Annotated in this window: 17 protein-coding genes and 1 pseudogene; 16 read left to right on the top strand and 2 right to left on the bottom strand. The window is 48.5% G+C overall.

Going from position 1 to position 25,029, the window contains the following annotated elements; translation table 11 throughout:
• From C1I60_RS25920 to C1I60_RS20485, 16 genes and pseudogenes are all read left to right on the top strand, one after another.
• A pseudogene (locus tag C1I60_RS25920) lies at window positions 1–79 on the top strand (glutathione peroxidase); the annotation flags it as partial.
• A 314-nt stretch (window positions 80–393) separates the two neighbouring features.
• Entirely contained in the window at window positions 394–4,068 is a 3,675-nt protein-coding gene (locus C1I60_RS20555; RefSeq protein WP_137063869.1) for a dynamin family protein, read from the top strand.
• Between the two features lie 344 nt (window positions 4,069–4,412).
• On the top strand, window positions 4,413–6,188 hold the full coding sequence (locus tag C1I60_RS20550) for an ABC transporter ATP-binding protein (RefSeq protein ID WP_137063381.1): 1,776 nt from the start codon (window positions 4,413–4,415) through the stop codon (window positions 6,186–6,188).
• The gene (locus tag C1I60_RS20545; protein WP_137063380.1) at window positions 6,185–8,023 is read left to right on the top strand and encodes an ABC transporter ATP-binding protein; all 1,839 of its coding nucleotides are present in this window, start codon (window positions 6,185–6,187) and stop codon (window positions 8,021–8,023) included. The genes C1I60_RS20550 and C1I60_RS20545 overlap by 4 nt, the downstream gene beginning before the upstream one ends.
• Before the next feature lie 130 nt (window positions 8,024–8,153).
• Window positions 8,154–9,338 (top strand): formate-dependent phosphoribosylglycinamide formyltransferase, encoded by a 1,185-nt coding sequence (gene purT, locus C1I60_RS20540; RefSeq protein WP_137063379.1) that lies wholly within the window; start codon window positions 8,154–8,156, stop codon window positions 9,336–9,338.
• Window positions 9,331–9,792, top strand: coding sequence for a GNAT family N-acetyltransferase (locus tag C1I60_RS20535; RefSeq protein ID WP_137063378.1), 462 nt, complete (start codon window positions 9,331–9,333; stop codon window positions 9,790–9,792). The genes purT and C1I60_RS20535 overlap by 8 nt, the downstream gene beginning before the upstream one ends.
• Before the next feature lie 221 nt (window positions 9,793–10,013).
• Window positions 10,014–10,751 (top strand): CAP domain-containing protein, encoded by a 738-nt coding sequence (locus C1I60_RS20530; RefSeq protein ID WP_137063377.1) that lies wholly within the window; start codon window positions 10,014–10,016, stop codon window positions 10,749–10,751.
• Between the two features lie 244 nt (window positions 10,752–10,995).
• Window positions 10,996–11,676: a TIGR00266 family protein gene (locus C1I60_RS20525; RefSeq protein WP_137063868.1), complete on the top strand. Its 681-nt coding sequence runs from the start codon at window positions 10,996–10,998 to the stop codon at window positions 11,674–11,676.
• Between the two features lie 266 nt (window positions 11,677–11,942).
• Window positions 11,943–12,890, top strand: coding sequence for a GDSL-type esterase/lipase family protein (locus C1I60_RS20520; RefSeq protein WP_137063376.1), 948 nt, complete (start codon window positions 11,943–11,945; stop codon window positions 12,888–12,890).
• A complete protein-coding gene (locus tag C1I60_RS20515; protein WP_137063375.1) occupies window positions 12,890–13,966 on the top strand; it encodes an ABC transporter ATP-binding protein in 1,077 nt (358 codons plus the stop codon). Before C1I60_RS20520 ends, C1I60_RS20515 begins: the two co-directional genes overlap by 1 nt.
• Window positions 13,959–14,948, top strand: coding sequence for an ABC transporter permease (locus C1I60_RS20510; RefSeq protein ID WP_137063374.1), 990 nt, complete (start codon window positions 13,959–13,961; stop codon window positions 14,946–14,948). Before C1I60_RS20515 ends, C1I60_RS20510 begins: the two co-directional genes overlap by 8 nt.
• Window positions 14,949–15,046: 98 nt before the next feature.
• Window positions 15,047–17,026 (top strand): DNA topoisomerase IV subunit B, encoded by a 1,980-nt coding sequence (parE, locus tag C1I60_RS20505; RefSeq protein ID WP_137063373.1) that lies wholly within the window; start codon window positions 15,047–15,049, stop codon window positions 17,024–17,026.
• 22 nt (window positions 17,027–17,048) lie between these two features.
• The gene (gyrA, locus tag C1I60_RS20500) at window positions 17,049–19,511 is read left to right on the top strand and encodes a DNA gyrase subunit A (RefSeq protein ID WP_137063372.1); all 2,463 of its coding nucleotides are present in this window, start codon (window positions 17,049–17,051) and stop codon (window positions 19,509–19,511) included.
• Between the two features lie 275 nt (window positions 19,512–19,786).
• The gene (locus C1I60_RS20495) at window positions 19,787–20,257 is read left to right on the top strand and encodes a MarR family winged helix-turn-helix transcriptional regulator (protein ID WP_137063371.1); all 471 of its coding nucleotides are present in this window, start codon (window positions 19,787–19,789) and stop codon (window positions 20,255–20,257) included.
• 306 nt (window positions 20,258–20,563) lie between these two features.
• Window positions 20,564–21,049 (top strand): MarR family winged helix-turn-helix transcriptional regulator, encoded by a 486-nt coding sequence (locus C1I60_RS20490; protein ID WP_137063370.1) that lies wholly within the window; start codon window positions 20,564–20,566, stop codon window positions 21,047–21,049.
• Window positions 21,033–22,535, top strand: coding sequence for a DHA2 family efflux MFS transporter permease subunit (locus C1I60_RS20485; protein ID WP_137063369.1), 1,503 nt, complete (start codon window positions 21,033–21,035; stop codon window positions 22,533–22,535). The genes C1I60_RS20490 and C1I60_RS20485 overlap by 17 nt, the downstream gene beginning before the upstream one ends.
• 94 nt (window positions 22,536–22,629) lie before the next feature.
• Here C1I60_RS20485 and C1I60_RS20480 read toward each other — a convergent pair whose 3' ends face one another.
• Window positions 22,630–23,376, bottom strand: coding sequence for an RluA family pseudouridine synthase (locus tag C1I60_RS20480; protein WP_137063368.1), 747 nt, complete (start codon window positions 23,374–23,376; stop codon window positions 22,630–22,632).
• An 8-nt stretch (window positions 23,377–23,384) separates the two neighbouring features.
• Window positions 23,385–24,248 (bottom strand): class I SAM-dependent methyltransferase, encoded by an 864-nt coding sequence (locus C1I60_RS20475; RefSeq protein ID WP_014281993.1) that lies wholly within the window; start codon window positions 24,246–24,248, stop codon window positions 23,385–23,387.
• Window positions 24,249–25,029: the final 781 nt, after the last annotated feature.

Here is a 25,029-nt window from a genome sequence, read left to right as displayed (position 1 = left end):
GAACGGGAAAGTGGTCAAACGCTTTGAGGCGACGACCGATCCTCTGGATATGGAAGAGGATATTGAAGCGTTGCTGTAAAGATCAGTTTTGGACAGAATGAGATGAACTTATTGGTATTATTGATAAAAAGGCGGTTTCCCAAAGTCATGTACATGGCGGGGAGCGCCTTTTTTTAACATCTTTTTAATTCAGGATTTTACAAAATTAGATTCAGCCGCTCCAAGGTGTAATGTATAGACGAATAAAATCAATTCGATACATATATTACTGATGTCACGGCGATTTGTGGATTTTTGCAAAATCCTTAACTGTGATGATTCTCACAGCGTCTAAGGAATGCTACAATAAAGCTATTTGAGGCAGCTAAGGGACAAGGAGTGGAATTATTGCTTATGATGCAAACGATTACAGGGAATGCTCAGGAAGAATTGAATACGATAGAACAGCTACGGAATTTTTTGCGCACAGCCGGGGATGAGGAAGGAGCGAAAGCCGTAGCTGACTTGCTGGAGAAGGCGGATGCAGAGGAACTGACCATAGCATTTTGTGGGCATTTTTCCGCAGGGAAATCGAGCTTGATTAACAGTCTGTGCGGCAAAACAGTGCTGCCTTCTGGGCCAGTTCCTACGAGTGCTAATGTGGTGTCCATCCGTTACGGACGTTCGAGAGCGCTAATTCATCCGGCCAAAACATCAGAAAACCTGGAGCCTGAGGTGCTGGAAACCTCTCTGTCCGAACTGGCTGAATATTGTAAAAATGGCGGAGCTTATGAATCGGTTCAGGTATGGGAGGATGTCCCGATGTTAGCTGGCGGAGGGGTGCTGCTGGATACACCTGGTGTCGATTCTACGGACCACGGTCATGCGCTGGCGACACATTCTGCTTTGCACTGGGCGGATATTGTTTTTTATGTGATGGATTATAACCATGTTCAATCGGAAAATAATTTGTCCTTTGCCAAAAGCCTGTCAGATTGGGGCAAGCCATTATATTTGATTATTAATCAAATAGATAAGCATCGAGAACGAGAGCTTTCATTTACACGCTATCGTAGTGAGGTGGAGGCCAGCTTCCATGCTTGGCAGGTTCATTACACGGATATACTGTTCACCTCCTTGAAAGAGAAAAGCCATCCCTGGAACCAATGGGAAGAGCTGCCGTTACTGATCAAAGCACTGTTTGAGCGAAAAACAGAGCTATTGTCGTACAGTTTGGTTTCCTCCATGCGCCATTTGGCGGATCAACATGTGGAGGCTGTGCAGGCTGCCGAGGAAGAGGAACTGAATACGTTGTTGGAAGAGGCAGGCGGGGAGGAAGTCATTTCGCGTCTGGATATGGAACTGGAAGTTTTGCAGCAAGAGGATAAACTCTGGAATATACTACCAGATCAGGAGCATAAACGGCTGCGACAAGAGCTGGATCATGTACTGGAGCATGCTCATTTGACACCTGCGGAGCTGCGTGAGGCGGCGGGGGAATATTTGGAGAGCCGCAAGCCGGGCTTCAAGGCCGGGCTATGGTTTGCCGGAGGAAAGACGGAGCGGGAGAAGGAAAACCGATTAGAACGACTGACTGGTATGCTGGCTGATCAGGTGGAGGGGCAGTTGCTTCCTCATGTGCGAGAGCTGCTGCGTTCCTGGGGGGATGGGCATGGTTTGTGGTCGGCTACGATGGAGCAGGAGCTGGACGAAATTCGTCCTGTGACGGATCGGAGACTGATTGAGCAGACGGTGAAGGAAACCGCGTTGTCGCCGGAGTATACGCTGAACTATTGCAAGGATCTGCGCAGCGCCGTTACGGCAGATTGCCGCCGCAAGGCGCTGGCGCTGGCAGACCGCCTGCTGGTGCAGCTAGCTGCGCAGGCCGAAGCACACCGCGCGGCGCTGGCGTACGCGCGCACCGATCTGCTGGCGCAGGCGGACGCGGCAGGCCGTTATCGTGCCCGCCTAAGCGCCTCGGCTGCGCACGCCACCGCGCTGCGCAGCCTGCTGCCGCGTGCCGTCGCACCCGGTGCGTTGCCCCGGGCGGCTGCGCCAGCGCCTGCGGCGGAAACCATCGCTGCGGCTTTGGCCACGCCAGCGGGCGCTGCGCGTATTGCCGCCGGAGGCGCACACGCCGCAGCGGCGCAGCCGCTTGCGGGCACGGCGGCAGCACAGCCCGCTGCCGGAGGCCGCCGCACGCGGCTGGATGCAGCAGCGTCCCGCTTGCAGGCCGCCGCTGCATTGCTGAGCCCGTACCCTGCCATGCAAGCGGCAGTACGGGATTTGCACGCCCGCGCCGCTGCGCTGGAAGGCGGGCGGTTCACGCTGGCGCTGTTCGGAGCGTTCAGCGCCGGGAAGTCCAGCTTCGCCAACGCTTTGCTGGGCGAAGCGGTGTTGCCCGTATCGCCGCATCCGACGACAGCGGCAATTAACCGGATTATGGCGCCCGCAAGCCAGGAGCGCCATGCCACCGCCGACGTCCATATGAAATCAGTGGACGCTTTGCGGGAAGACCTTAAATACTCGTTTCGGCTGTTAGGACTGGGAGAGCCCGGTGTAGAGGGATGGCAGGATGCCATACATGCGTTATCCCCGGAAGGCATTCACCCTGCCGGACGGCCCCACTACAGCTTTTTGAAGGCTGCCGCCGCTGGATGGGGAGAAGCTGAACGTTTGCTGGGCCAGCAGCTTCAAGTAAATCTGGACCAATATCGGGATTTTGTCGCGTCTGAGCATAAGTCATGCTTTGTGGAGCATATTGACCTTTATTATGACTGTCCTCTGACCCGTCAGGGGATTGTACTTGTGGATACGCCTGGAGCGGATTCAGTCAATGCGCGTCACACAGGTGTGACCTTCAATTATATGAAGCATGCGGACGCTCTTGTATTTGTCACGTACTATAATCACGCGTTTACCCAAGGAGACCGTCAATTTTTAAACCAATTGGGCCGGGTGAAAGAGACATTGGCGCTGGATCAGACCTTTTTTATCGTCAATGCAGCGGACCTTGCTTCGTCCGAAGAAGAGCTTCAATCTGTAACGCGGCATGTGCAGGAGCAACTGCAAGCGAACGGGATTCGTAAGCCGCGTATTTATCCGCTGTCTAGTATGCTGGCGCTGGAAGCAGCAGAGCAAGGAGAGAGTTCGCTGCGTGCCGTTTCACGTTTTGATGCGTTTGAAGATGATTTTTCAGCATTTGCAGCCGAAGAGCTGGCCGGACTGTCCATCGCTTCCGCCATGCAGGAGTTGGGTCGGCTGCGAAGCCGGATAGTGCAGCACGCCGCAGATGCCAGATATAGCGTGGAGGAACGCGAAGGACGGTTGAAGCGATTAACCCATATCCGCGAGGAACTGGAGCAAACGTTACTGAGCTTGTCTAATAGCAGTGGTTCAGCCGTGTTGTCTGGGGAAACCGATGAACTGTTGTTTCACGTACGTCAACGGCTGGCTTATCGGACTGGAGAGTTTATGGCAGAGGCGTTTCATCCGTCTGTCCTGCGGGAAGGTGTGGGCGATCTTCGTTCAGCATTTGCTTCTTGTGGCCGTGAGCTGATGCGCCTGATCGAACTGGAACTGTCACAAGAATTGCTGGCAACTACGCTGAGGCTGGAAAAAACGGGACAAAGCTTGGTACGCAAGGCTATACAGCGGTGCGTAGAGGACATGAACCATCAGCTGGAAGGACTGGATTGCACGATTCCCGAACCCAGAGAATGGGCTGTTCCCGAACTGATTGAAATTTCCTTGCAGGAGTCCGTTCATTGGAAAGAATATTGGAACAGCTTTAAAAATCCAAAGCTATTTTTTGAAGGATCTGGCCGTGCGGGTCTGCAAACCACACTGGAGCCGGTGCTGCGTGAGCGAATCGGGGAAGCTGTAGAGCAACAACGGGAACGAATGTCCTCTTTTTACATTACATTGGTGCAGGAGGAACAAACGTGGCAGACGGCTCAGCTTCGGGAGCAGATGCTGGAGACGATTCGCGGTATGGAGCATGCACTTACGGGTGGTGAGCAGCCACAGGTTTGGGAAGAGCTTGCCAGTCGGATCGCCGCCTTGGAGCTGGAAGAATCGCTAACGTAATTCTTTGCGTGTAGACTAAGATCATTTTTTCAAATACGCTAATCAGCCACCTAATAAGCATTCCGTCCAGATTGCGGGCTACAGTCGCTTCATGAACAAGCATATCTTTCATTAGACACCGGGTTGCGGGACAATCCGGTGTTTTACGCATGCTCCAAAAAGACAGCAATACCGAGTAATTAGCCATATTCAATAATAAGAAAGCGATTTAATTTGTCTAATCACCCGCCAATTGCGAACCTGCCTGAAAACGGTCAGTTATCCTCTTTGCCGCCTTGGAATGCGAATGGTAAACTTCACTAAGCCATATAACAACGTCGTGCAACTAATGGAGGGACATTGACATGGAAGTGCTCAGGCAATTGCAGGGCTTTTTTCGTGAGAGGAGACATTATCTGTTTCTTTCCATTCTATGCCTTGCGATAGCGACGGCCCTGGGACTGGTGTATCCAAACCTGCTCCAAAGGCTAATTGATAACGCTATCATCCCCGGTGACTTTGGGAAAGTTCCCGCGCTGGCTCTAACTGTACTGGGAGTCGTGATCGTCAAAGGCTTTATGCAATTTTTACACGGATTTTTTGGTGGACGGCTGGGTAACTATCTGGCGTATCGACTCCGCAATGCTTGTTATGAAAAGCTACAATTTTTGTCCTTCAGATATTATGACACTGCCAAAACGGGGGATCTCATGTCCCGTTTGACGGGTGATTTGGAGGCGATTCGCAACTTCATCGGGTTTGGTTTTGCCCAACTCCTCAATGTGATACTGATGGTCGTATTTGGAGCTATGATGATGCTGTATATCAACTGGCAACTCACCCTCATTACGATGATCAGCATGCCTTTGCTACTCTTCGTCACGTTTAAATTCGAATCCCGAATTCACCCCACCTTTCAGGAAATGCGGATTGCGCTCAGCGCCTTGACGACAGCGGTGCAGGAAAATATAACAGGTGTGCGCACTGTTAAATCTTTTGCCCGCGAATCATATGAGGTTGAAAAATTTTCAGTACGAAATGAGCAATACAAAAGTAATCAGATCCAAGCTGCTTCCCTGTGGAGTCGTTTCTTCCCCGCTATGGAGCTGATTGCTTCGGTCAGTGTAGTTCTTCTGCTGGGCATGGGGGGCTATCTGGTTATTGAAAAGTCGCTGACCCTGGGGCAGCTTGTCGCCTTTTTTAGCTTAATTTGGTACATTATCGGCCCCATCTGGAACATTGGCTTCCATATCAATAACTATACCCAGTCCAAAGCTTCCGGTGAACGGGTCTTGGAGCTACTGAATCAACCGGTGGATGTTACCGATGAAGCTGATGCTCTGACGCTCGATGCTGATAAGGTGGAGGGCCATGTTACCTTTGAGCATGTCACTTTTGCTTACGGGAATAAGCTGCCCGCTGTCGTTGACATCAACCTGGATGCTCCCCCGGGATCAGTCATCGGAATTTTGGGAGGAACCGGATCTGGTAAATCCACCATTATTCAACTGCTTATGCGTGCTTACAATGTGAACGCAGGCAGCATCAAGCTGGATGGAACGGATATACGCCATTTGAAAATCCGTGATTTACGTGCTCAAATATCTTCCGTGTTCCAGGAGACGTTCCTGTTCTCATCTTCCATCCGTAACAACATTGCTTATGGACTAAGCCATGTCAGTATGGATGACATTATACGTGTATCCAAGCTGGCTCAGGCGCATGAATTTATTACCGAGCTGCCGTTGGGTTATGACACAGTCGTCGGTGAACGGGGACTGGGGCTGTCCGGCGGGCAAAAGCAACGGATTGCCATCGCGCGCGCATTACTCAAAAATCCGAAAATTCTGGTGCTTGATGATGCGACCAGCGCAGTCGATATGGAGACGGAGCATGAAATCCAGACCGGTTTTCAAGAGGTTATGCGGGGACGGACGACCTTTATTATTGCTCACCGTATTTCTTCACTTCGTCATGCTAATGAAATTGTAGTGCTGGAGGAAGGGTGGATAGCCCAGCGAGGGACGCATGAACAGCTCATTGCCACCCCAGGTCCGTATCAGGATGTGTATCATATTCAATACGCCGACTACATAGCCCAGACTCCTGACGGTGTATCCCAAAGGCAGGTGAGACCATGAATGTACCCGCTGAAAAAGCCAAAACGCTTCAAAAACAAATGAATGAGCGATTTGTGTACCAGGATGATGATGTCATAGACAAACCGTTTAACTGGTCCGAGTTCAAACGATTGCTCGCATACATGAAGCCTTACGCCCGGCAGATCCTGCCGATACTACTGGTCATGATGATTCTAGGTACCATCACCAAGCTGACCGTTCCCTATCTGATCAGTCTGGCCATTGACAAGGCGATTGCTCCCACAGTGCCTGCACTGCCGAGTGTAAAATTACTGCTGCTCATAACCGGAGCAGTGCTGTTGCTATATTTAATTCAATGGGCAGCCAGTACGTACCGCATTAAATTCACCAATATTATCGGTCAACGTGTCATTTACGATCTGCGTGAGGATCTGTTCAAGCATATTCAGAAGCTTTCTTTCAACTTTTTTGATAAAAGACCGGCTGGATCTGTATTGGTACGCGTTACGAATGACATCAACTCGCTTCAGGATCTATTTACGAATGGTGCGGTGAACGTTCTGATTGACTGTGTACAGCTCACTGGAATCATCGTCATTTTGCTGCTGATTAACTGGAAGCTGGGTCTGGCGGTCATTGTGACTGTTCCAATCATGTTTTTAATCTCTACCAAGCTGCGTGTGCGCATCCGCCGTGCTTGGCAGGAAGTACGCATGAAGAATTCCCGTATCAACTCTCATCTGAATGAGTCCATTCAGGGTATCCGTGTGACACAGGCATACACGCAGGAGCAGGAAAATATGACTTATTTCGATAACATGAACAGCTCCAGCAAACGGTCTTGGGATAAAGCATCGGCCATGAATCAGGTCTTCGGCCCGCTCATTGATATTACCGGAGGCTTGGGTACGCTTGTGCTGTTCTGGTTCGGGGCACATCTGATTCAGACGGATCAGCTTACGGTAGGTCTGCTGGTTGCATTTGCCAACTATGTCGGGAACTTTTGGGACCCGATTAATCGACTGGGCCAAATGTACAATCAGTTGCTGGTTGCTATGGCTTCGTCGGAAAGAATTTTTGAGTTTATGGATGAACAGCCGAATATTGCGAATAAGCCGGGAGCCCAAGACCTGCCGCCCATTCGCGGAGATATCCGCTTTGAAGAAGTTGTTTTTGAATATGAAAAGGGACGTCAGGCGCTTAAAGGCATTAATCTCTCTGTCGAGGCGGGTCAATCCATTGCGCTTGTCGGGCATACCGGATCTGGTAAAAGCACAATCATTAACCTGCTCAGCCGATTTTATGACATTACATCAGGACGACTTACGATTGACGGCCATAATGTGCGTGATATAACGGTGGAGAGCTTGCGTAGCCAAATTAGCATCGTATTACAGGATACATTTATTTTTTCAGGTACGATCCGCGATAATATTCGATTCGGTCGACTGGATGCAACGGATGAGGAGATTGAAGCCGCTGCCAGGGCAGTCAATGCTCATGAATTCATCGTTCATTTGCCGGGCGGCTATGAAACAGAGGTAGAGGAGCGGGGCGGTATGCTGTCCATGGGCCAGCGCCAGCTATTATCCTTTGCCCGCGCTTTGCTGGCTAATCCACGAATTCTCATTTTGGATGAAGCCACAGCCAGTATAGATACGGAAACAGAGCTAAAAATTCAGGAGGCTCTTCAGGTGTTGCTGGAAGGCAGAACCTCCTTCATGGTTGCTCACCGTTTGTCCACCATTCGGAATGCCGATCATATCGTCGTACTGGATCATGGGCAGATCCAAGAAGGTGGGAATCATGAACAATTGATGAAAAAACATGGAATTTATCGGGGGCTGGTGGAAGCACAGTTCAGATTTTTGTAAAAAAAAAGATCAAAAAATCGCGATTTTTGTAAAATTAAATGGGGAGCGCTATTGCATTCTTGGAGCTAAACCCTGAAAATAAAGATGAAAAGAGATCAGAGCAATATCTTCAGAGGGGGAAGAGTTCAAGATGTGGGGTGCTCCTTTTTCTGCCGGGGCTAAAAAAATGCTGCTGCTGGGTAGCGGCGAATTGGGAAAAGAAGTCATTATTGAAGCTCAGCGGCTTGGCGTGGAATGTATTGCTGTAGACCGCTATGAACTGGCTCCAGCAATGCAGGTGGCTCATCGTTCTTATTGTTTGGATATGCAGGATGCTGAGGCGTTGAAGGCACTGATTCGCAAGGAAAAGCCCGACATAATTGTACCTGAAATCGAAGCTATTGCTACGAGTGCTTTGGAAGAATTGGAGCAAGAGGGATTTCACGTAGTTCCAACGGCCCGGGCCGCCCGTCTTACGATGGACCGGGAGGGCATTCGCAGGCTTGCTGCTGAGAAGTTGCAGCTTCCGACCGCCGCCTACCGCTTTGCAGATGATTTTGAGCAGTTGCGGTCAGCGGTTCATGAGCTGGGCACGCCATGCGTGGTCAAGCCCTTGATGAGTTCGTCGGGTAAAGGGCAGTCTGTATGCCGGACACCCGAAGATGCGGAATCCTGCTGGAATACGGCGCTGGAAGGCGCACGTGCCAAAACAACACGTGTCATTGTTGAAGCCTTTGTTCCGTTTGAGAGTGAAATTACGTTATTGACTGTCAGATCGGTATCGGGTACGACTTTTTGCCCACCGATTGGCCACATTCAAAAGGATGGGGATTATGTCGAATCATGGCAGCCTCATGGCATGACGGACAAGCAGCTCTCGGACGCGGAGGACATTGCCCGTACGATTACGGATGAACTGGGTGGTTACGGATTGTTTGGCGTAGAGCTGTTTTTAACGGCTGATGGCGTTGTATTCAGTGAAGTATCCCCCCGTCCGCATGATACGGGAATGGTAACGATGATTACGCAGGATTTGTCGGAATTTGCGCTTCATGTGCGGGCCATTCTCGGATTCCCGATACCGTCGGTTACACTGCTAACCCCTGGGGCTTCGGCTACCTTGAAGGCAGAACAGGCTACACGGGATTTTGTAATCGGAGGTCTGCATGATGCATTATTGCTACCTCGGACACAGGTGCGAGTGTTCGGGAAGCCTGAAACCAAGCCGGGACGCCGGATGGCTGTAGCGCTTAGCGCTGCGGGAGATGTGGAAACAGCACGGAAGACGGCCAAAGAAGCTGCCAATAAGCTGAAAGTGGAGGTAAATCATGTCTAACAATGTGATGATTCCAGTACTGACAATTCGTTCCGTAGAGCTTGGCGATTGCGAAGCCGTAACAGGACTGCTAAGAGAAGTAGGATATCCGATGACTTGTGGTGTGATGAAAGAAGTTATGGGAACTACGCAGGAGGACTGTCAAGCCAATATGATGGTTGCAGAAATGGATGGTCGTGTTGTCGGCGTAATCGGCATGCATACGGCTCAAAGCTTGGCTTATCCTGATCCTGCCGTACAAATCACCATGCTGGTCGTGAGCAAGGAGTATCGCGGCGAGGGCATCGGCAAGCGTCTGGTGGCCTGTGGTGAGGAGTGGGGACGTGAGCAAGGAAGTCTCCATTTGTTCATTACCGGAGCGAATAACCGCATCAAACAAATAGAGGCACATGCATTCTACAACCGAATCGGCTTTGAAAAGCAAGGCTACCGTTTTAGCAAAAAGCTTAAATAATAGTCCTGTATAAGCCCGGATTATATTCAGAGCCTCATTACCATAGATCAGTCCTGTTTAGGCCATTGCCGAGCGGGGCTATTTTTTTACCAACTTTTACACCATTGATCCTGCTAGGAAACATGATATACTGCTAGAGTAAAGATTACAAAGTTGTAACCACGCATGTTCAGAGCGAACATGTACACACCAAGAAATTAATACAACAAGGAGATGACGAAATGAAGAATATGTTGAAAAAAACACTGGTGATGGGAAGTTTAAGCGCCGTTTTATCCGCAGGATTCATCGTTCCGGCATCAGCAGCACCGGCTGACGATTTGTCGGCGCAGCTACAACAGTGGCTACAAAATAGCGGATACTCTGTTCAATTGTCCAATGGGACGACGACAGTAACGAAGAACGTAAATACGGATTGTTTCGGACAGGATCAAGCGAAAACAAAGACGACGAATCCTTCTTCCGACAAGCAAGTGGCAAAGCCGGCTAACCAAAAAGGTTCACAGCCTGCTACCAACAAACAGTCGAAAGCTCAAAATACGAATTCAGGAGCAGGTCAGTCCGCCGGGTCGGATGCACAGCTCAGTAAGTCTCAATTTGCAGCAGAAGTAGTAAAGCTGGTGAATAACGAGCGTAGCCAAAAAGGTTTGAGCCCACTCGCTTCTAACTCGAAGCTTACCGAAGTAGCTTTGGCCAAGGCAAAGGATATGAGTACAAACAATTACTTTTCCCATACATCACCGACTTACGGCTCACCGTTTGATATGATGAAGAAATTCGGTGTAACTTATACGTATGCGGGTGAAAATATTGCGATGGGACAACAAACGCCGCAAGAAGTTATGAAAGCCTGGATGAACAGTCAGGGACACCGTGAAAATATTTTGAAGGCAGAATATACACAAATCGGTGTAGCTTACTATAATGGATATTGGGTTCAGGAATTTACACGTAACTAAAAGTCGATCATAAAAAAGCATTTCAAGCGTCATTATGTTATGATACTATATTGACAGCCTAACACTAGATTTAAGGGCCTGCTGACACGTTCAGCGGGCTTTTTTACGCTGTTTGCTCCTCTAATGGTGCGCTTAACTATCACTTTTGCTTATATGCAAGAACAGGCATAAGTGCGGCAAGTATAGTATGATAACACCAAGCTATATTGATAACTAATAAATTATGGGAAAGTCAGGTGAACGAATGAGCTACGAAATTGTGCATGAAGGTGCTTTTGCTATGCTCAAGGTGCAGATGAACCCCGGAGAAACGATTAAAGCGGAGATGGGAGCTATGGTTTCCATGTCTTCCAGCGTGGACATAAAGGGGACTGTGGATGGTGGATTATTGCGCGGCTTAGGCCGGATGCTGAGCGGGGAGAAATTCTTTTTTCAGGAGCTGAGAGCATCTCGGGGGCCGGCTGAAGTGCTGCTTGCTCCCGCAAGTATAGGTGATGTACAAGCGGTGGAACTGGACGGTACGTATAGTCTCTTGGTGCAAAAGGATGGCTTCCTGGCGTGTACGGAGGGCATTGAGGTCAGCACTAAAATGCAGAATCTGATGAAAGGATTGTTCTCGGGCGAAGGTTTTTTTATCGTTGAAATCAGCGGTCGCGGAACAGTGTTTTTGTCCTCTTATGGAGCCATATATCCAATTTATGTTGCACCCGGAGAGGAGCGTATTATTGATAACGCTCATCTGGTGGCATGGCCGGACTATATGGATTACAAAATTGAAAAAGCGTCCAAAGGCTGGTTGTCCAGTGTAACGAGCGGAGAAGCACTTGTATGCCGTTTTCGCGGTGAGGGAACGGTATTGATCCAAAGCCGAAATCCGGGTAGCTTCGGACAATGGATCAAAAGCTTTATACCTGATAGTAAGTAGTTTTTCGTCTATACAGAGGTAAAGGATGAGCTAAACGAACCAAAAAGGCGTAATAAAAAGGATGGCGATATGCCATCCTTTTTAACATACTTCAGCATTTTGAATCATTTGATTCCCAACGCTCGAAAATACAATAGATAGACGAACTAAACCGTTTTGATCTCTATATTGCTGATTTGAAATCACTTTTGAGATTGTTTGCAAAATGCTATGTATGCTTCATAACACTCAGAACGGTTTATTTGCAAAATGATATGAGAAGCTTTATGTTTATTTCACTAAGTAATCAGGAGGGAACACGAGTGAATTCATCAAAATGGATCTGGCGGTCTGTCGGTTCCGTGTCCATCGCCGCCACACTGCTATTATTGTACGGATTTATTGCCGCAGTACGAAGCATTACGACTCCAGAGCCGCTCGTTAGCACCAAACCGGTAAATTCGGGTTCATCGCAGATACAAAATGCGCCAGCCGCTGCAACTCAGGCGGGGGAGTTTCGGGTCGCAGCCATTGGAGATTCGCTGGCAAAAGGAACTGGCGATGACTCAGGCAGCGGTTTTGTACGACGGTCGGTGACCTTGTTAAATGATCAGGAAGGACATAAGGCTCAGCTCATTAACAATCTGGGCATTAACGGGCTGACGACTCAAGGACTTTTGACCAAACTGAATGAGCCTGGCGTAGCTTATGTGTTGAAAAAAGCTAATGTTATTATTGTGTCCATTGGCGGGAATGATTTGTTTCAGGGGGCACAAGCTGCCCAAACTGGCAAAGAGCCACCTACGCTTAAAGACTTGCGCAAAGCTCTGCCTGATGCGGCCAAGCGTTTGCAAAAAGTGCTGACAAAGGTCGGAGAAATCAATCCGAAGGCTAAAATTATATACGTTGGACTATATAATCCATTTAGTGACCTGCCGGAAATGAAAATTCCGGGAAATCTTGTCGTGACGGAATGGAACCTGGCTGCTATGGCAGTTACCAACCAAAACAGTAATATGACGCTAATTCCAACCTTCGATTTATTTCAGCAAAATTTGCCGGTTTATTTATCCACTGATCACTTTCATCCTAACGGTCAGGGCTATCAGGCAATTGCTGAGCGTATCGCTCAAGGGTTTGCGGTAGCAGCGGCCAAGGAAGGCGACAATACAGGGAATGGACAGCAGTCCACGAGCAGTCAGCCCGCTGATGTGAAGAAGGGAGGGAACAAGTGATGGGCATCCAATCTGCTGACAAGACCGGGATCGATATAGCAAAGGATTCGATAAATACAGATGGAGTATCCGACTATCATTCCGACAACCAGATTGGCAGTGCAGACGGAGGCAGAAACGACAACGAAACGGTTCTCTCTGTTCAGCACGTCAAAAAGCGTATCGGACGCAAAATGATTATCCATGATGTAACATTCGATGTACGTGCGGGTGAAATTTTTGGCTTTCTCGGTCCCAATGGGGCCGGAAAAACAACGACCATCCGTATGCTGGTTGATCTGATCAAGCCTACGGAGGGCACCATTACTGTATGCGGTCATAATGTGAACCGCGACCCGGAGCAGGCATTGCAGCATATCGGTTCTATTGTGGAAAATCCGGAGGTGTACAGTTACCTGACAGGGTGGGAGAATCTGGAGCATTTTGCCCGGATGCAGCCTGGCGTGGATGAACAGCGCATTCGTGAAGTGGTGGAGCTGGTGCGGCTGGATCGCCGTATTCATGATAAGGTAAGTACATATTCTCTCGGCATGCGCCAGCGACTTGGTATTGCTCAGGCATTGCTTGGCAGACCCAAGCTGCTTATTCTGGATGAACCGACAAACGGATTGGACCCCAAGGGAATCAAGGAAATGAGAGCTTTTATCCGTCTGCTAGCGGCAGAGGGCATGGCTGTATTTGTTTCCAGTCACTTGCTTAGTGAAATCCAGTTGCTGTGTGATCGTGTCGCGATTATTAGCCGGGGAAGGGTGCTTGCTGTTGGCGGTGTGCGGGAATTGGTTGAAACACATTCGCGTATGGCTGTATGGCAACTGGAGCCTCATGATCAGGGTCTTGCCCTGTTGAAAGACTCTCCGCATGTACAAATTATTACGAATGCCGATGAACTGATTGATGACAGCATTGTTGCAGGCAGCGGAGCGGATGCTATTTTTACAGAAATGGACGAAGAGCATATCGCGGAGCTGGTCGCACAAATGACGGCTTCCGGTATTTCCGTTAAAGGTGTAACCAAAATCAACCCTACACTGGAGCAGCTATTCCTGAAAATGACGGAAGGTGAGATTCTTGAATAACATTTTACCGCTCGTACAAAATGAAACGCTCAAAATCATCAAGAAGAAACGATTTTATGTCATTTTACTTGTTTTGCTTGTGCTTGTGCCGATTTTTACGTACGCTCAGATGAAGGTGGCGGAAAATAACCGCGAAAAATTCGGCAATGACTGGCGGCTGGAGCTGCGTCAGGCCATTACGGATAACCAAAATTCGCTGGGGAGTGACCGGGTTCCAGAGGAGTGGAAGACCTACAGACGAGTATTTGTTCAACAAATGCAATATTATCTGGAAAATGACGTTAACCCGAATGAGCCAAGTGGCGTAACCTTTACTAGAGAGTTTATGGACAATTCCATTAATTTGTTCGTTCCATTGCTTATTATGGCGATTGCCTCCGATCTGGTTTCAGGAGAACGGACGACGGGCACCATAAAAATGCTGCTGACCCGTCCTGTCAGGCGGTGGAAGGTGCTGCTGAGCAAGCTGCTAACGCTGTATATGTTCGTTTCGCTCATCATTTTGGCTGTGTTTGTGATCAGTTATCTTATATCAGGCTTGTTTTTTGGCTTTCGCGGCTTTAATGTTCCGGTATTTACGGGCTTCCAAATTGTTGGATCGACGGTGGATATGTCTGCGGTACATGCGATCCCGCAATGGTATTATCTGATGCTGCAGGCCGGATTGATCTGGTTCGTCAGTCTCGTGGTAGCCACGCTTGCTTTTATGGTTTCTGTACTTGTACGTAGTACGGCGGCAAGCATTGTGGTAATGATGGCTGCGCTTATTTCAGGCACGATTTTAACGAACATGGCCTCGTCCTGGCAGAGCGCCAAATATTTATTTATGGTTAACCTTGAATTGACCGATTATTTATCAGGAAGCCCTGCCCCGATTGAGGGGATGACCTTGCCGTTTTCTTTGGCTGTACTGGGTATTTGGGGGGGGGCGGCGCTAATTGTTTCATTCGCCGTCTTTACGAAACGGGATATATTGAATTAAAATGGACAAGGTAAAAGAAAACATCTGTTTGCATTTTTGGTGAAAGTCATCAAGAATAAGGCAAAACACGGTTACGATTAGACAAAGGGGGAGCATGAATGGTCGACAAAATCGACTTGTCTGCGGAAGCGTCCGGCACTCAGAACGGAGCTTTGGAATATGGCGTGGACGACATTCAAGTGCTCGAAGGGCTTGTGGCAGTTCGCAAACGGCCGGGCATGTATATTGGGAGCACCAGTTCTTCGGGACTACATCATTTGGTATGGGAAATTGTGGACAACGCGGTGGATGAGCATCTTGCCAAGTTTTGCTCCCGCATTGACATTACAATGCATAAGGACGGTTCCGTTACAGTAACAGACAACGGGCGCGGTATTCCTACGGGAATGCACAAAACGGGAATTCCTACACCTCAGGTTGTATTTACCATTTTGCACGCCGGAGGTAAGTTCGGCGGTTCGGGATATAAAAAGTCCGGGGGGCTGCACGGTGTGGGCGCGTCAGTAACGAACGCTCTTTCGGAATGGCTTGAAGTGGAAATTTACCGGGACGGCAAGATTCATCGTCAGCGGTTTGAATATTGGCTGGACAAGAAGGGCGTGGAGCATGTCGGGGAACCGACCACAGGCCTTGAAGTGCTGGGCAATACTAACAAGACGGGCACCAAAATTACATTTAAGCCGGATATTCGCGTATTTCAGACAGGTATTCATTTTAACTACGATACGTTGGCCGAGCGTCTTCAGGAAATTGCTTTTCTGAACTCGGGTCTTCGTATCCAGCTTAAAGATGAACGGAGCGGGAAATCGGATGAATATTTTTATGAGGGCGGAGCAAGCCAATTTGTCGCTTTTCTGAATGAAGGCAAGGACGTGCTGCATGACGTCATCCACTTTAACGCGGAGAAGGAAGACGTTGAGGTGGAAATCGCCATTCAGTACAACTCAGGTTATACCGAAACGATTGCTTCGTTTGTCAATTCCATTCCGACACGCGGCGGGGGGACGCATGAAACTGGCTTCAAAGCCGCTTACACCCGTGTCATGAATGACTATGCGCGACGCACGGTAATGCTGAAGGAAAAGGATAAGAATCTGGAAGGCAATGATTTGCGCGAGGGAATGATGGCCGTAATCAGTGTCAAGATGGCCGAGGTTGAATTCGTCGGTCAGACGAAGGATCAGCTAGGCAGCGCCTCCGCACGCAGTACGGTGGATGCTATTGTATCAGAGCAGATGCAGCGTTTTCTGGAAGAAAATCCTCAGGTCGCGCAAACGTTAATCAAAAAGGCAGTACAGGCATCCAGAGCCCGTGAAGCAGCACGTAAGGCCCGTGACGAAATGCGTTCCGGCAAGAAACGCAGTGAAAGCTCTAATCTGAACGGCAAGCTATCGCCTGCGCAGTCCAAGGATTTTACACGAAATGAGCTGTTTATCGTGGAAGGTGATTCGGCTGGAGGATCGGCGAAGCAGGGACGGGATTCCAAAATTCAGGCTATTTTGCCATTGAAGGGTAAGCCGATGAACCCGGAGAAATCCAAGCTGGTGGATGTTATGAAAAATGATGAGTACCGCGCGATTACAGCAGCAATCGGGGCGGGGGTAGGAACAGAGTTTATGCTGGAAGACAGCAATTATTCCAAAATCATCATTATGACGGATGCGGATACGGATGGCGCTCACATTCAAGTGTTGCTGCTAACATTCTTTTATCGGTATATGAAAGAGCTGATTGATGCGGGACGCATATTTATTGCTCAACCCCCATTGTATAAGATAACCCGTAAGTCGGGTAAGCTCGAAACAGTACGTTATGCCTGGACTGACGAGCAGCTTGAAAATTACTTAAAGGAATTTGGGCGGAATTTTGAGCTTCAACGCTATAAAGGACTCGGGGAGATGAACCCGGATCAGCTATGGGAAACGACGATGAATCCCGAGTCACGTACCTTGCTTCGCGTCCAGATTGAGGATGCAGCCAAGGCTGAACGCCGTGTGTCCACACTGATGGGCGACAAGGTTGATCCGCGCAAGCGCTGGATTGTGGAAAACGTAGATTTTACGGAATATGTAGAGTAGTGCTATCAAATGAGGTGTATACATGAGCTTATCGGAGCAATTTTTGCCAGCTTTTCTGGAGGAAGTGGTCGGTGACCGATTTGGCCGATATTCCAAATATATTATTCAGGATCGGGCGATACCGGATGTGCGAGATGGATTAAAGCCTGTACAGCGCCGGATTCTGTACTCCATGTACGATTCCGGCAACACACCGGATAAAGCTTATCGGAAATCTGCCAAAACCGTCGGGGATGTTATGGGTAATTATCACCCCCACGGTGACTCGTCGATTTACGATGGTATGGTGCGGATGGCGCAGCCTTGGAAAATGAGTCACGTACTGGTGGACGGTCACGGCAACTGGGGTTCCCAGGACGATGATCCGGCGGCAGCTATGCGGTACACGGAGGCCCGTCTCTCTCCTATCGCGATGGAAATGCTGCGTGACATTGAAAAACGAACGGTTTTATTCAAGGATAATTTTGATAACTCGGCCAAGGAGCCGGTTGTATTGCCATCCCGTTATCCGAATCTGCTAGTAAACGGCTCCAGTGGGATTTCGGCCGGATTTGCGACTGAAATTCCGACGCACAGCTTACGCGAGGTCATTGACGCCAGCATTGCCGTGATGGAAAAGCCGGATATTGAGCTGGAAGAGATTATGACCTTTATTAAAGGCCCAGATTTCCCGACTGGCGGGCTGATTATGGGTGGCGAAGGAATTAAAGACGCTTATCGTACAGGCAAAGGACGTATTTATATCCGTTCCAAAACGGAAATACAGTCTTTGCGCGGAGGTAAGCAGCAACTGGTGATTACGGAGATTCCATATCAGATTGTTAAATCAAGGCTCGTAACCGCCATGGAGAATATCCGTCTGGAGAAAAAGGTGGAAGGGATTGCTGAGGTTCGTGACGAGAGTGGACGGAACGGTCTGCGAATTGTGGTGGAACTGAAGAAGGAAGCCGATGCGGAAGGGATTTTGGCATATCTGCTGAAAAAAACCGACCTTCAGGTGGCATACAACTTCAACATGGTAGCCATTGTGAACAAAGCGCCGCATCAGCTTGGTTTGAAGTCGATTTTGGAAGCGTATATCGCCCATCAGCGTGAGGTTGTCACGCACCGTATCCAGTTTGAGCTGGAAAAAGCGGAGGATCGTGCCCATGTGTTGGAAGGTTTGGTCAAGGCGCTTAACATTCTGGATGAGGTCATTGCGGCCATTAAAGCTTCCAAAAATCGCCAGGACGCGCAAAATAATTTGCAATGGATGTTTGGCTTTAGCGAACGTCAGGCAGATTCTATTTTGACCTTGCAGTTGTACCGTCTCACAAATCTCGAAATCACTACGCTGGAAAAGGAATTAAATGAAATCCAGAAAAAGATTACACAGTACCGTTCTATCTTGGAAAGTGATCGCAAACTGATCAGCTTGATCCGCAAAGAATTGTTGGAAATCCGTGAAAAGTACGGCATTGACCGCCGTTCAGACATACAGGGTGAAGTTGAAGAGATTAAGGTGAATCTGGAAGTCATGGTTGGGGCAGAGGATGTATTGCTGACTCTTTCCAAAGACGGCTATGTGAAGCGTACAGGTATGCTGTCCTTCACCCGTTCCGGTGGGGAGCGCTCAGCTTCTGGCGTTAAGGAAGGGGATTATGTCACCCAGTTGCTTGATGTCAACACACTTGATGTGCTGCTCGTCTTCACTCAGCGCGGACAATATTTCTTATTGCCTGTGCATCAGGTGCCAGAGTATAAGTGGAAAGAGCCGGGAACTCCGATTGTTAACGTCATTCCTTTAACCAAGGATGATCGGATCGTGAGTGTCATTCCGATCAAAAACATGGAGGAAATCGGCAAAAGTCTGGTGTTTGTAACGAAGAAGGGTCAAGTGAAGCGAACCGAGCTGAAAGAATATGCTACGAAACGCTCCAGTGCTGTAGCGGCCTGCAAGGTAGCAGGGGACGATGAGGTATTATCGGTAACGCTAAGCGACGGCACCCGGGATATTATGTTGATTACCCGTGCGGGGATGAGCATACGTTTCAAGGAGCAAGAGGTTAATGCGATGGGTCGCGTTTCGGCTGGTGTCAAAGGTATACAACTGGCGGAAGGCGATGAAATTGTCGCAGCGCTGTGGGTGGAAGAGGATGAAGGAGAAGTGCTGGTGCTGACCGAATCCGGTTATGGCAAGCGTACGCTTCTGCTGGATTATCCTGCTCAGGGACGAGGCGGTAAAGGAATCACCACCTTCGAATTCAAGGAAGGCAAACGGGTACGTTCGAACGGAACTCGGATTGTGGCTGCCTTCTATTGCCGTGAAGCTATTCAATTGTTTGCGATCACTGCAGATGGACAGACGATGTCCTTCCTTTCGGAAAAGGCTCCTTTGGCTGACCGCAAGGATACAGGCAAGCTGCTGGCTCCTGTGGAGAAGAAGGACGAAATTGTGAATGTGCTGCCTCGTAGTGAGTCGCAGACTTCCCGGTCCATAGAATAACAGGAAAGTCAAGCGTTTTTTAGCTCGAAAAAGAGAGGTCCTCTCGTGCCATTCCGGCACGAAAGAGGACCTTTTTGCCGTCATGCTGTCGAACCTTGACCAGCCTCCAAAACCGAAGTGAGACTTCCTTCCCCTTTTCAATTGATGCTCCAAAAACGGCAGGAAACCGGAGCTGAATGGCGAAAATTTAATGTGATGAAATACAATCCGGACGGTGGCCCATACGGTAACTATGATGCTTTTACTGACCCTGTTATTCAAAGGAGTGAGGCAAAATGCAAACGACCGAATTTGCGAAAATCTGGTCCAGAATGGCTAAGGATTACAAGGTTCATATGGAGCAGCAGTTGGCTCCATCATTAACTGAGGCTCAGCTTACGGTGCTGGAGGTTCTGAACGATTACGGCCGCATGAAACCGTCTCAACTGATCCCGTACCTCGCAACCACACCTGCGGCCGTTACGATGCTGCTAGACCGGATGGAGCGGAATCGCCTGGTCACCCGCTTTAGAGACGTAAAGGATCGCAGAATCGTATGGATTGTCATTTCGGATCAAGGAAGAGAAGAAGCGGAACGTGGATTGCAAATAAGGGATGATTTTCTGGGTTCTGTACTAAACCGCATTTCGCAGCATAATCAAAATTTGCTGGTTTATTTGTTAGGTAAAATCACCACAAAAACGAAAACTTCTGCATCGGTAAACGAGACAAAGGCAGTAAAGGAACAAATGGAGCGAGCGGAGTAAGCATCTCCTCTTTCATATTCTAAATAAAAATGCGCGGATAAGGCTGGCCAAAGGGGTCACACATATCCGCGTTTTTGTGCTGAAAAACCACATTTTGTAGCTGTTGACACCTTTTTTAAATGGCTTTCTGTATTCTGCAAGTTTCATCTGCTCTTTTCAATACTTATATTTGTTACAGGGGTGAATGTTGACATTTACATATAACATGATAAAATTAGTTATACATAAATAACATTTCGTATACGAATAGTTGCTTGATTATGTATATGGAATGTGAATTGGGTAATGGGAAGAAGGATGGTTCCAATGAGTGACAGAGAGGAAGACAGACTTGAGGTGTACCGGATTATTCAGTCGGTAAGGGAGGTTAACAAAACGATATTTTATGCCTTCTGGAATGAGGAGCAGCATTTGGAACTGACAGCCGTTCAGCACATGGCTTTGGCGATTCTGAATAAACGACCCAATATCGGGTTATCCGAGCTGGCAGACATAGCCCATATGGGGTGTAGCTCCATGAGCGGGGTGGTTGACCGCTTGACCAAGGCAGGATATATCGCTCGCGGACGGCATGAGCATGATCGCAGATCCTTAGTGCTGACGCTTACCCCGGAAGGAAAAGACATCATGCAAAAAGTAGACGTCATGTGGATGGAGCGCGTCTTGCCCATTCTGGACATCCCGAAGGAGCATCTGGACATGGTTCTGGATATCCATAAACAAATGATAATGAAATTGACACCGAAGGGAATGAATCAACTTGAGCAGTCCTCAAATGACACTACCAGGTAATGTACGCAGAGCACCCATTGTGGCCGCTCTGTTGATTGGCGCGTTTGTTGCGATTTTAAACCAGACGTTGATAAGTGTGGCTTTACCGAAAATGATGAGTGATCTGAATGTAGATGCCAATGTGGCTCAGTGGCTTAGTACGGGCTTTATGCTCGTGAGCGGGGTATTGATCCCAGTGACCGCATTTTTGATTGCGCGTTTTTCCACTCGTAAATTGTTTATTAGTGCGATGATTATCTTTTCAATCGGCACGCTGTTGTGCGCTATTGCGCCGAGCTTTAGCATATTGCTGATCGGACGTCTCATTCAGGCCGCGGGTGCGGGTATTATGATGCCTTTAATGATGGTCGTTATCTTGAACATCTACCCAATTGAGCGTCGTGGCCGGGCGATGGGAACACTGGGGATTGCGATGGGTTTTGCTCCAGCGATTGGACCAACCTTATCTGGTTATATAGTCCAGCATTACGACTGGCGGGTACTGTTCTGGATCATCCTGCCGATTTCAGTGATTTCGATTGTGATCGGATTTATTTTCCTGAAAAATGTAACGGAGCAGTCCAAGCCTAAGCTGGACATTCCCGGCATCATTTTGTCTACGCTTGGTTTCGGTGGACTGTTATATGGATTTAGTGATGCAGGAACATCGGGCTGGGGAAGTATTCCGGTCCTGTCTACGCTTATTGTGGGGACGATCGCGCTGATTCTGTTTATTGTTCGCCAGCTGAAGGTTGATGAACCTATGCTGGAGTTCCGTATCTTCAAATATGATGTGTATAGCTTGACGACAATCATTAATGTCATTGTGACGATGGCTTTGTACGCCGGTATGATATTACTGCCGATTTATTTGCAAAATATCCGCGGCTTTTCACCGATTGAGTCCGGTATGCTGATGTTGCCGGGGGCGATTCTGATGGGGGTGATGTCTCCTGTAACCGGGGCTATTTTCGACCGGATCGGAGCACGATGGTTGTCTGTGATCGGTTTATTGATCCTAGCTGTGACGACTTGGGAGTTCACACGCTTGACCGAGACAACGACCTACATGACGCTGCTGGCTAATTATACGGTTCGGATGTTCGGGATGTCATTGCTGATGATGCCGATCCAAACGGCCGGGTTAAACCAGCTTCCGCAACGATTGAATGCGCATGGTACTGCGATGAGTAATACACTGCGTATGATTTCCGGTTCAATCGGAACAGCAATTCTGGTGACGGTGATGTCGACTCAAAGCAGCAACCGTCTGACGAATATTGTTGTATCTGAGGGATTATCTGTTACAAATAAAGCAGAGATGCTGGCAGCAGGCAACCAGGCTACGATTTATGGTATCAACTCAGCCTTTATCATTGCGACGCTGTTGAGTGTGATGGCCCTGATTTTGGCATTTTTCATCAAGAATACGAATGCTCAAAACGCTCTGCCCCGTCAGCAGTTGGTGAACAGCAAGAAAGGGCAGTCTGTGGTCTCCTCGTCATAAGGGTGGGGGGAGTATCAGATTTTTAACAAAAAAGAACCGGCAATGCATGTTGGTTTGATTACATGCATTGCCGGTTCTTTTTGTATATGCCTGCTCAATGCTCAGCTTTGAGCATACTTTCATAAAGCGATTTGGGCCACTCACTCCATGGGAATTGGGCTGGAGGGAACGAGTGGAAGCTCATGTTCTCCTTGCTAACCGGATGCGGTGCTCCGGCAAGCAGAGACCAGAGCGCCAATTGTTGACCTGGGCGGCTCAGGTTGCCACCGTATTTTTGATCCCCGTATAGAGGACAACCGATAGCCTGCATCTGTACACGAATCTGATGCGAGCGTCCGGTGTGTAGCTCAATTTGTACAAGACTGAGACCATCTGCTTGTCCAAGCACTTGGTACTCTAAAATGGCCTCTTTGGCCCCGGCCGTACCGGGACGAACTGCCTGGACCGTGTTAGTACGACTGTCCTTTAGCAGATGATGGGTCAGACGGCCTTGTGGGGCCGCGGGAACACCGTTTAGAACCGCTGCATACATCTTGCGGAAACTACGGCCTCGAACCGACTCTGACAGCCGAGAAGCGGCTTTGGACGTCTTGGCAAAGATCATGGCACCGCCTACAGGCCGATCCAGTCTGTGAACCAGTCCTAAAAAGACATTACCAGGCTTATCGTGTCTGATTTTAAGGTCTTCCTTGAGTAAAGACAGCAGATCAGGATCACCGCTGGCGTCTTCTTGTGTCGGAACGTTGACAGGCTTTACAACGGCCAGAACATGGTTGTCCTCATATAGAACAGGGATATTCAGCTGGGCATGCCCGTGCCGGGTAAGTTCATCTGGAGTCATAGGAGGAATTAAGCCTCCCAGCGTCCGAGAATACCACAAGGCAGATTCAGCCCCGAGCGGGTAATCGGCAATCCGATTTCACCAGCGCTGATTTGACCGCCATACTTTTGTTGCATCGTCATACTCAGCATGTTGCGCAGTACGGTAGGCGAAATCCCTGTGGTATAAGAGTTAATCAGCATGAACAACGGTTGATCGGAAATGATGCTCATGCAGGATTCCAGAAACGGATACAGGCTTTCTTCCAGCTTCCATGTTTCTCCGTTGGGTCCGCGCCCGTAGGAAGGAGGGTCCATAATGATCGCATCATATCGGTTTCCCCGGCGTTGCTCCCGCTGTACGAACTTGAATACGTCGTCTGTGATGAAGCGTACCGGACGGTCGGCTAAGCCGGACAATTGCACGTTTTCCTTCGCCCACTGTACCATGCCCTTGGCGGCGTCCACGTGGACAACACTTGCTCCAGCATACGCTGCGGCAGTAGTGGCTCCCCCAGTGTAGGCGAACAGGTTCAGTACCGAAATCGGTCTGCCAGCGCCTTTAATTTTATCCATCATCCAGCTCCAGTTCGCTGCTTGCTCCGGAAAAAGACCGGTATGCTTGAAGCTGGTCGGTTTAATGTGGAATTTAAGCGGCCCGTAGCTGATCGTCCAGCGCTCGGGAGTAGGCTTTTTCATATCCCAGCTACCGCCGCCAGAGGAACTGCGGTGGTAATGTCCATGAACATCGCGCCACTCGGCTGTTTCCTGGGACAACGGCCATATAATTTGCGGATCAGGCCGCCGCAGGACAATATCGCCCCAACGCTCCAGCTTTTCGCCGCCGCCTGTATCCACTACTTCATAATCTTTCCATTCTTGTGCTACATACATGTACAATCCATCCTTCAACAGTCAATTCAGGATTCCGGCAGTCCTCTGCACAGAAATCCCCATATGGAGTCTATTGTACAACAAACCTCAGCAACAATCGAATGATTCCATGGAGAAGCTGGTATTGACCGTTATAGGTCCCTGTATTTTCTGTCGCTTTATGGCGACTTTTGATAGGCGAAAAGTGTTATGAAGCAGAATTGTTTATTTTCCAAATTATTTATGTTGAAGGAATTTAAAAATCATTGACATATTTCGAATTTATATTTTATCATGTAAATAAATAGTTATATGTTACGCTTATTTAATAATTAAAACATCCTGTCCTACATCGACGTTATGTTATCAATTTCATCTATGATACTGAAATCTTTTGCTGTAAATATAAGGTTTCACTATACTTCCATTTTTACCCACTTCCAAGATCACACAATATTTTACTCACACCACGAAATGCTATTCCATCATTCTATTCCTTTTTAAAACTTGTTTTTTATTAAAATGATTCTTCTACTGTCAGTAATAATGATTTCCGTACATATGCATGTTAATGCTCGAATTGTGAAAACATTTTTGTTTTGCCACCTTCTTGTCGAATGAAACGCTTCGTCTAACAATTTTTTTGGAATATTTTAAATTCTAAGCAGCAGCTAACCATGAATTGTCAAGTGTTCGTATAATTTCGGATGGAGGTGAGCTCAATTAGCTAGAGCTTTATCATGTGTTCATAGACCGATGAGCGTTCACAATTTGGAAGGTTGGCGTATATATCGGACTCTCC

The organism is Paenibacillus terrae (assembly GCF_005217525.1).
Taxonomy (GTDB): domain Bacteria; phylum Bacillota; class Bacilli; order Paenibacillales; family Paenibacillaceae; genus Paenibacillus; species Paenibacillus terrae_C.
This window is presented reverse-complemented; position numbering and strand designations above follow the sequence as displayed.

Excerpts from the sequence above, each read along its gene's own strand:
- C1I60_RS20555 (WP_137063869.1), top strand. The coding sequence starts at position 394 with ATGATGCAAACGATTACAGGGAATGCTCAGGAAGAATTGAATACGATA.
- C1I60_RS20550 (WP_137063381.1), top strand. The coding sequence starts at position 4,413 with ATGGAAGTGCTCAGGCAATTGCAGGGCTTTTTTCGTGAGAGGAGACAT.
- C1I60_RS20545 (WP_137063380.1), top strand. The coding sequence starts at position 6,185 with ATGAATGTACCCGCTGAAAAAGCCAAAACGCTTCAAAAACAAATGAAT.
- purT (WP_137063379.1), top strand. The coding sequence starts at position 8,154 with ATGTGGGGTGCTCCTTTTTCTGCCGGGGCTAAAAAAATGCTGCTGCTG.
- C1I60_RS20535 (WP_137063378.1), top strand. The coding sequence starts at position 9,331 with ATGTCTAACAATGTGATGATTCCAGTACTGACAATTCGTTCCGTAGAG.
- C1I60_RS20530 (WP_137063377.1), top strand. The coding sequence starts at position 10,014 with ATGAAGAATATGTTGAAAAAAACACTGGTGATGGGAAGTTTAAGCGCC.
- C1I60_RS20525 (WP_137063868.1), top strand. The coding sequence starts at position 10,996 with ATGAGCTACGAAATTGTGCATGAAGGTGCTTTTGCTATGCTCAAGGTG.
- C1I60_RS20520 (WP_137063376.1), top strand. The coding sequence starts at position 11,943 with ATGTTTATTTCACTAAGTAATCAGGAGGGAACACGAGTGAATTCATCA.
- C1I60_RS20515 (WP_137063375.1), top strand. The coding sequence starts at position 12,890 with ATGGGCATCCAATCTGCTGACAAGACCGGGATCGATATAGCAAAGGAT.
- parE (WP_137063373.1), top strand. The coding sequence starts at position 15,047 with ATGGTCGACAAAATCGACTTGTCTGCGGAAGCGTCCGGCACTCAGAAC.
- gyrA (WP_137063372.1), top strand. The coding sequence starts at position 17,049 with ATGAGCTTATCGGAGCAATTTTTGCCAGCTTTTCTGGAGGAAGTGGTC.
- C1I60_RS20495 (WP_137063371.1), top strand. The coding sequence starts at position 19,787 with ATGCAAACGACCGAATTTGCGAAAATCTGGTCCAGAATGGCTAAGGAT.
- C1I60_RS20490 (WP_137063370.1), top strand. The coding sequence starts at position 20,564 with ATGAGTGACAGAGAGGAAGACAGACTTGAGGTGTACCGGATTATTCAG.
- C1I60_RS20485 (WP_137063369.1), top strand. The coding sequence starts at position 21,033 with ATGACACTACCAGGTAATGTACGCAGAGCACCCATTGTGGCCGCTCTG.
- C1I60_RS20480 (WP_137063368.1), bottom strand. The coding sequence starts at position 23,376 with ATGACTCCAGATGAACTTACCCGGCACGGGCATGCCCAGCTGAATATC.
- C1I60_RS20475 (WP_014281993.1), bottom strand. The coding sequence starts at position 24,248 with ATGTATGTAGCACAAGAATGGAAAGATTATGAAGTAGTGGATACAGGC.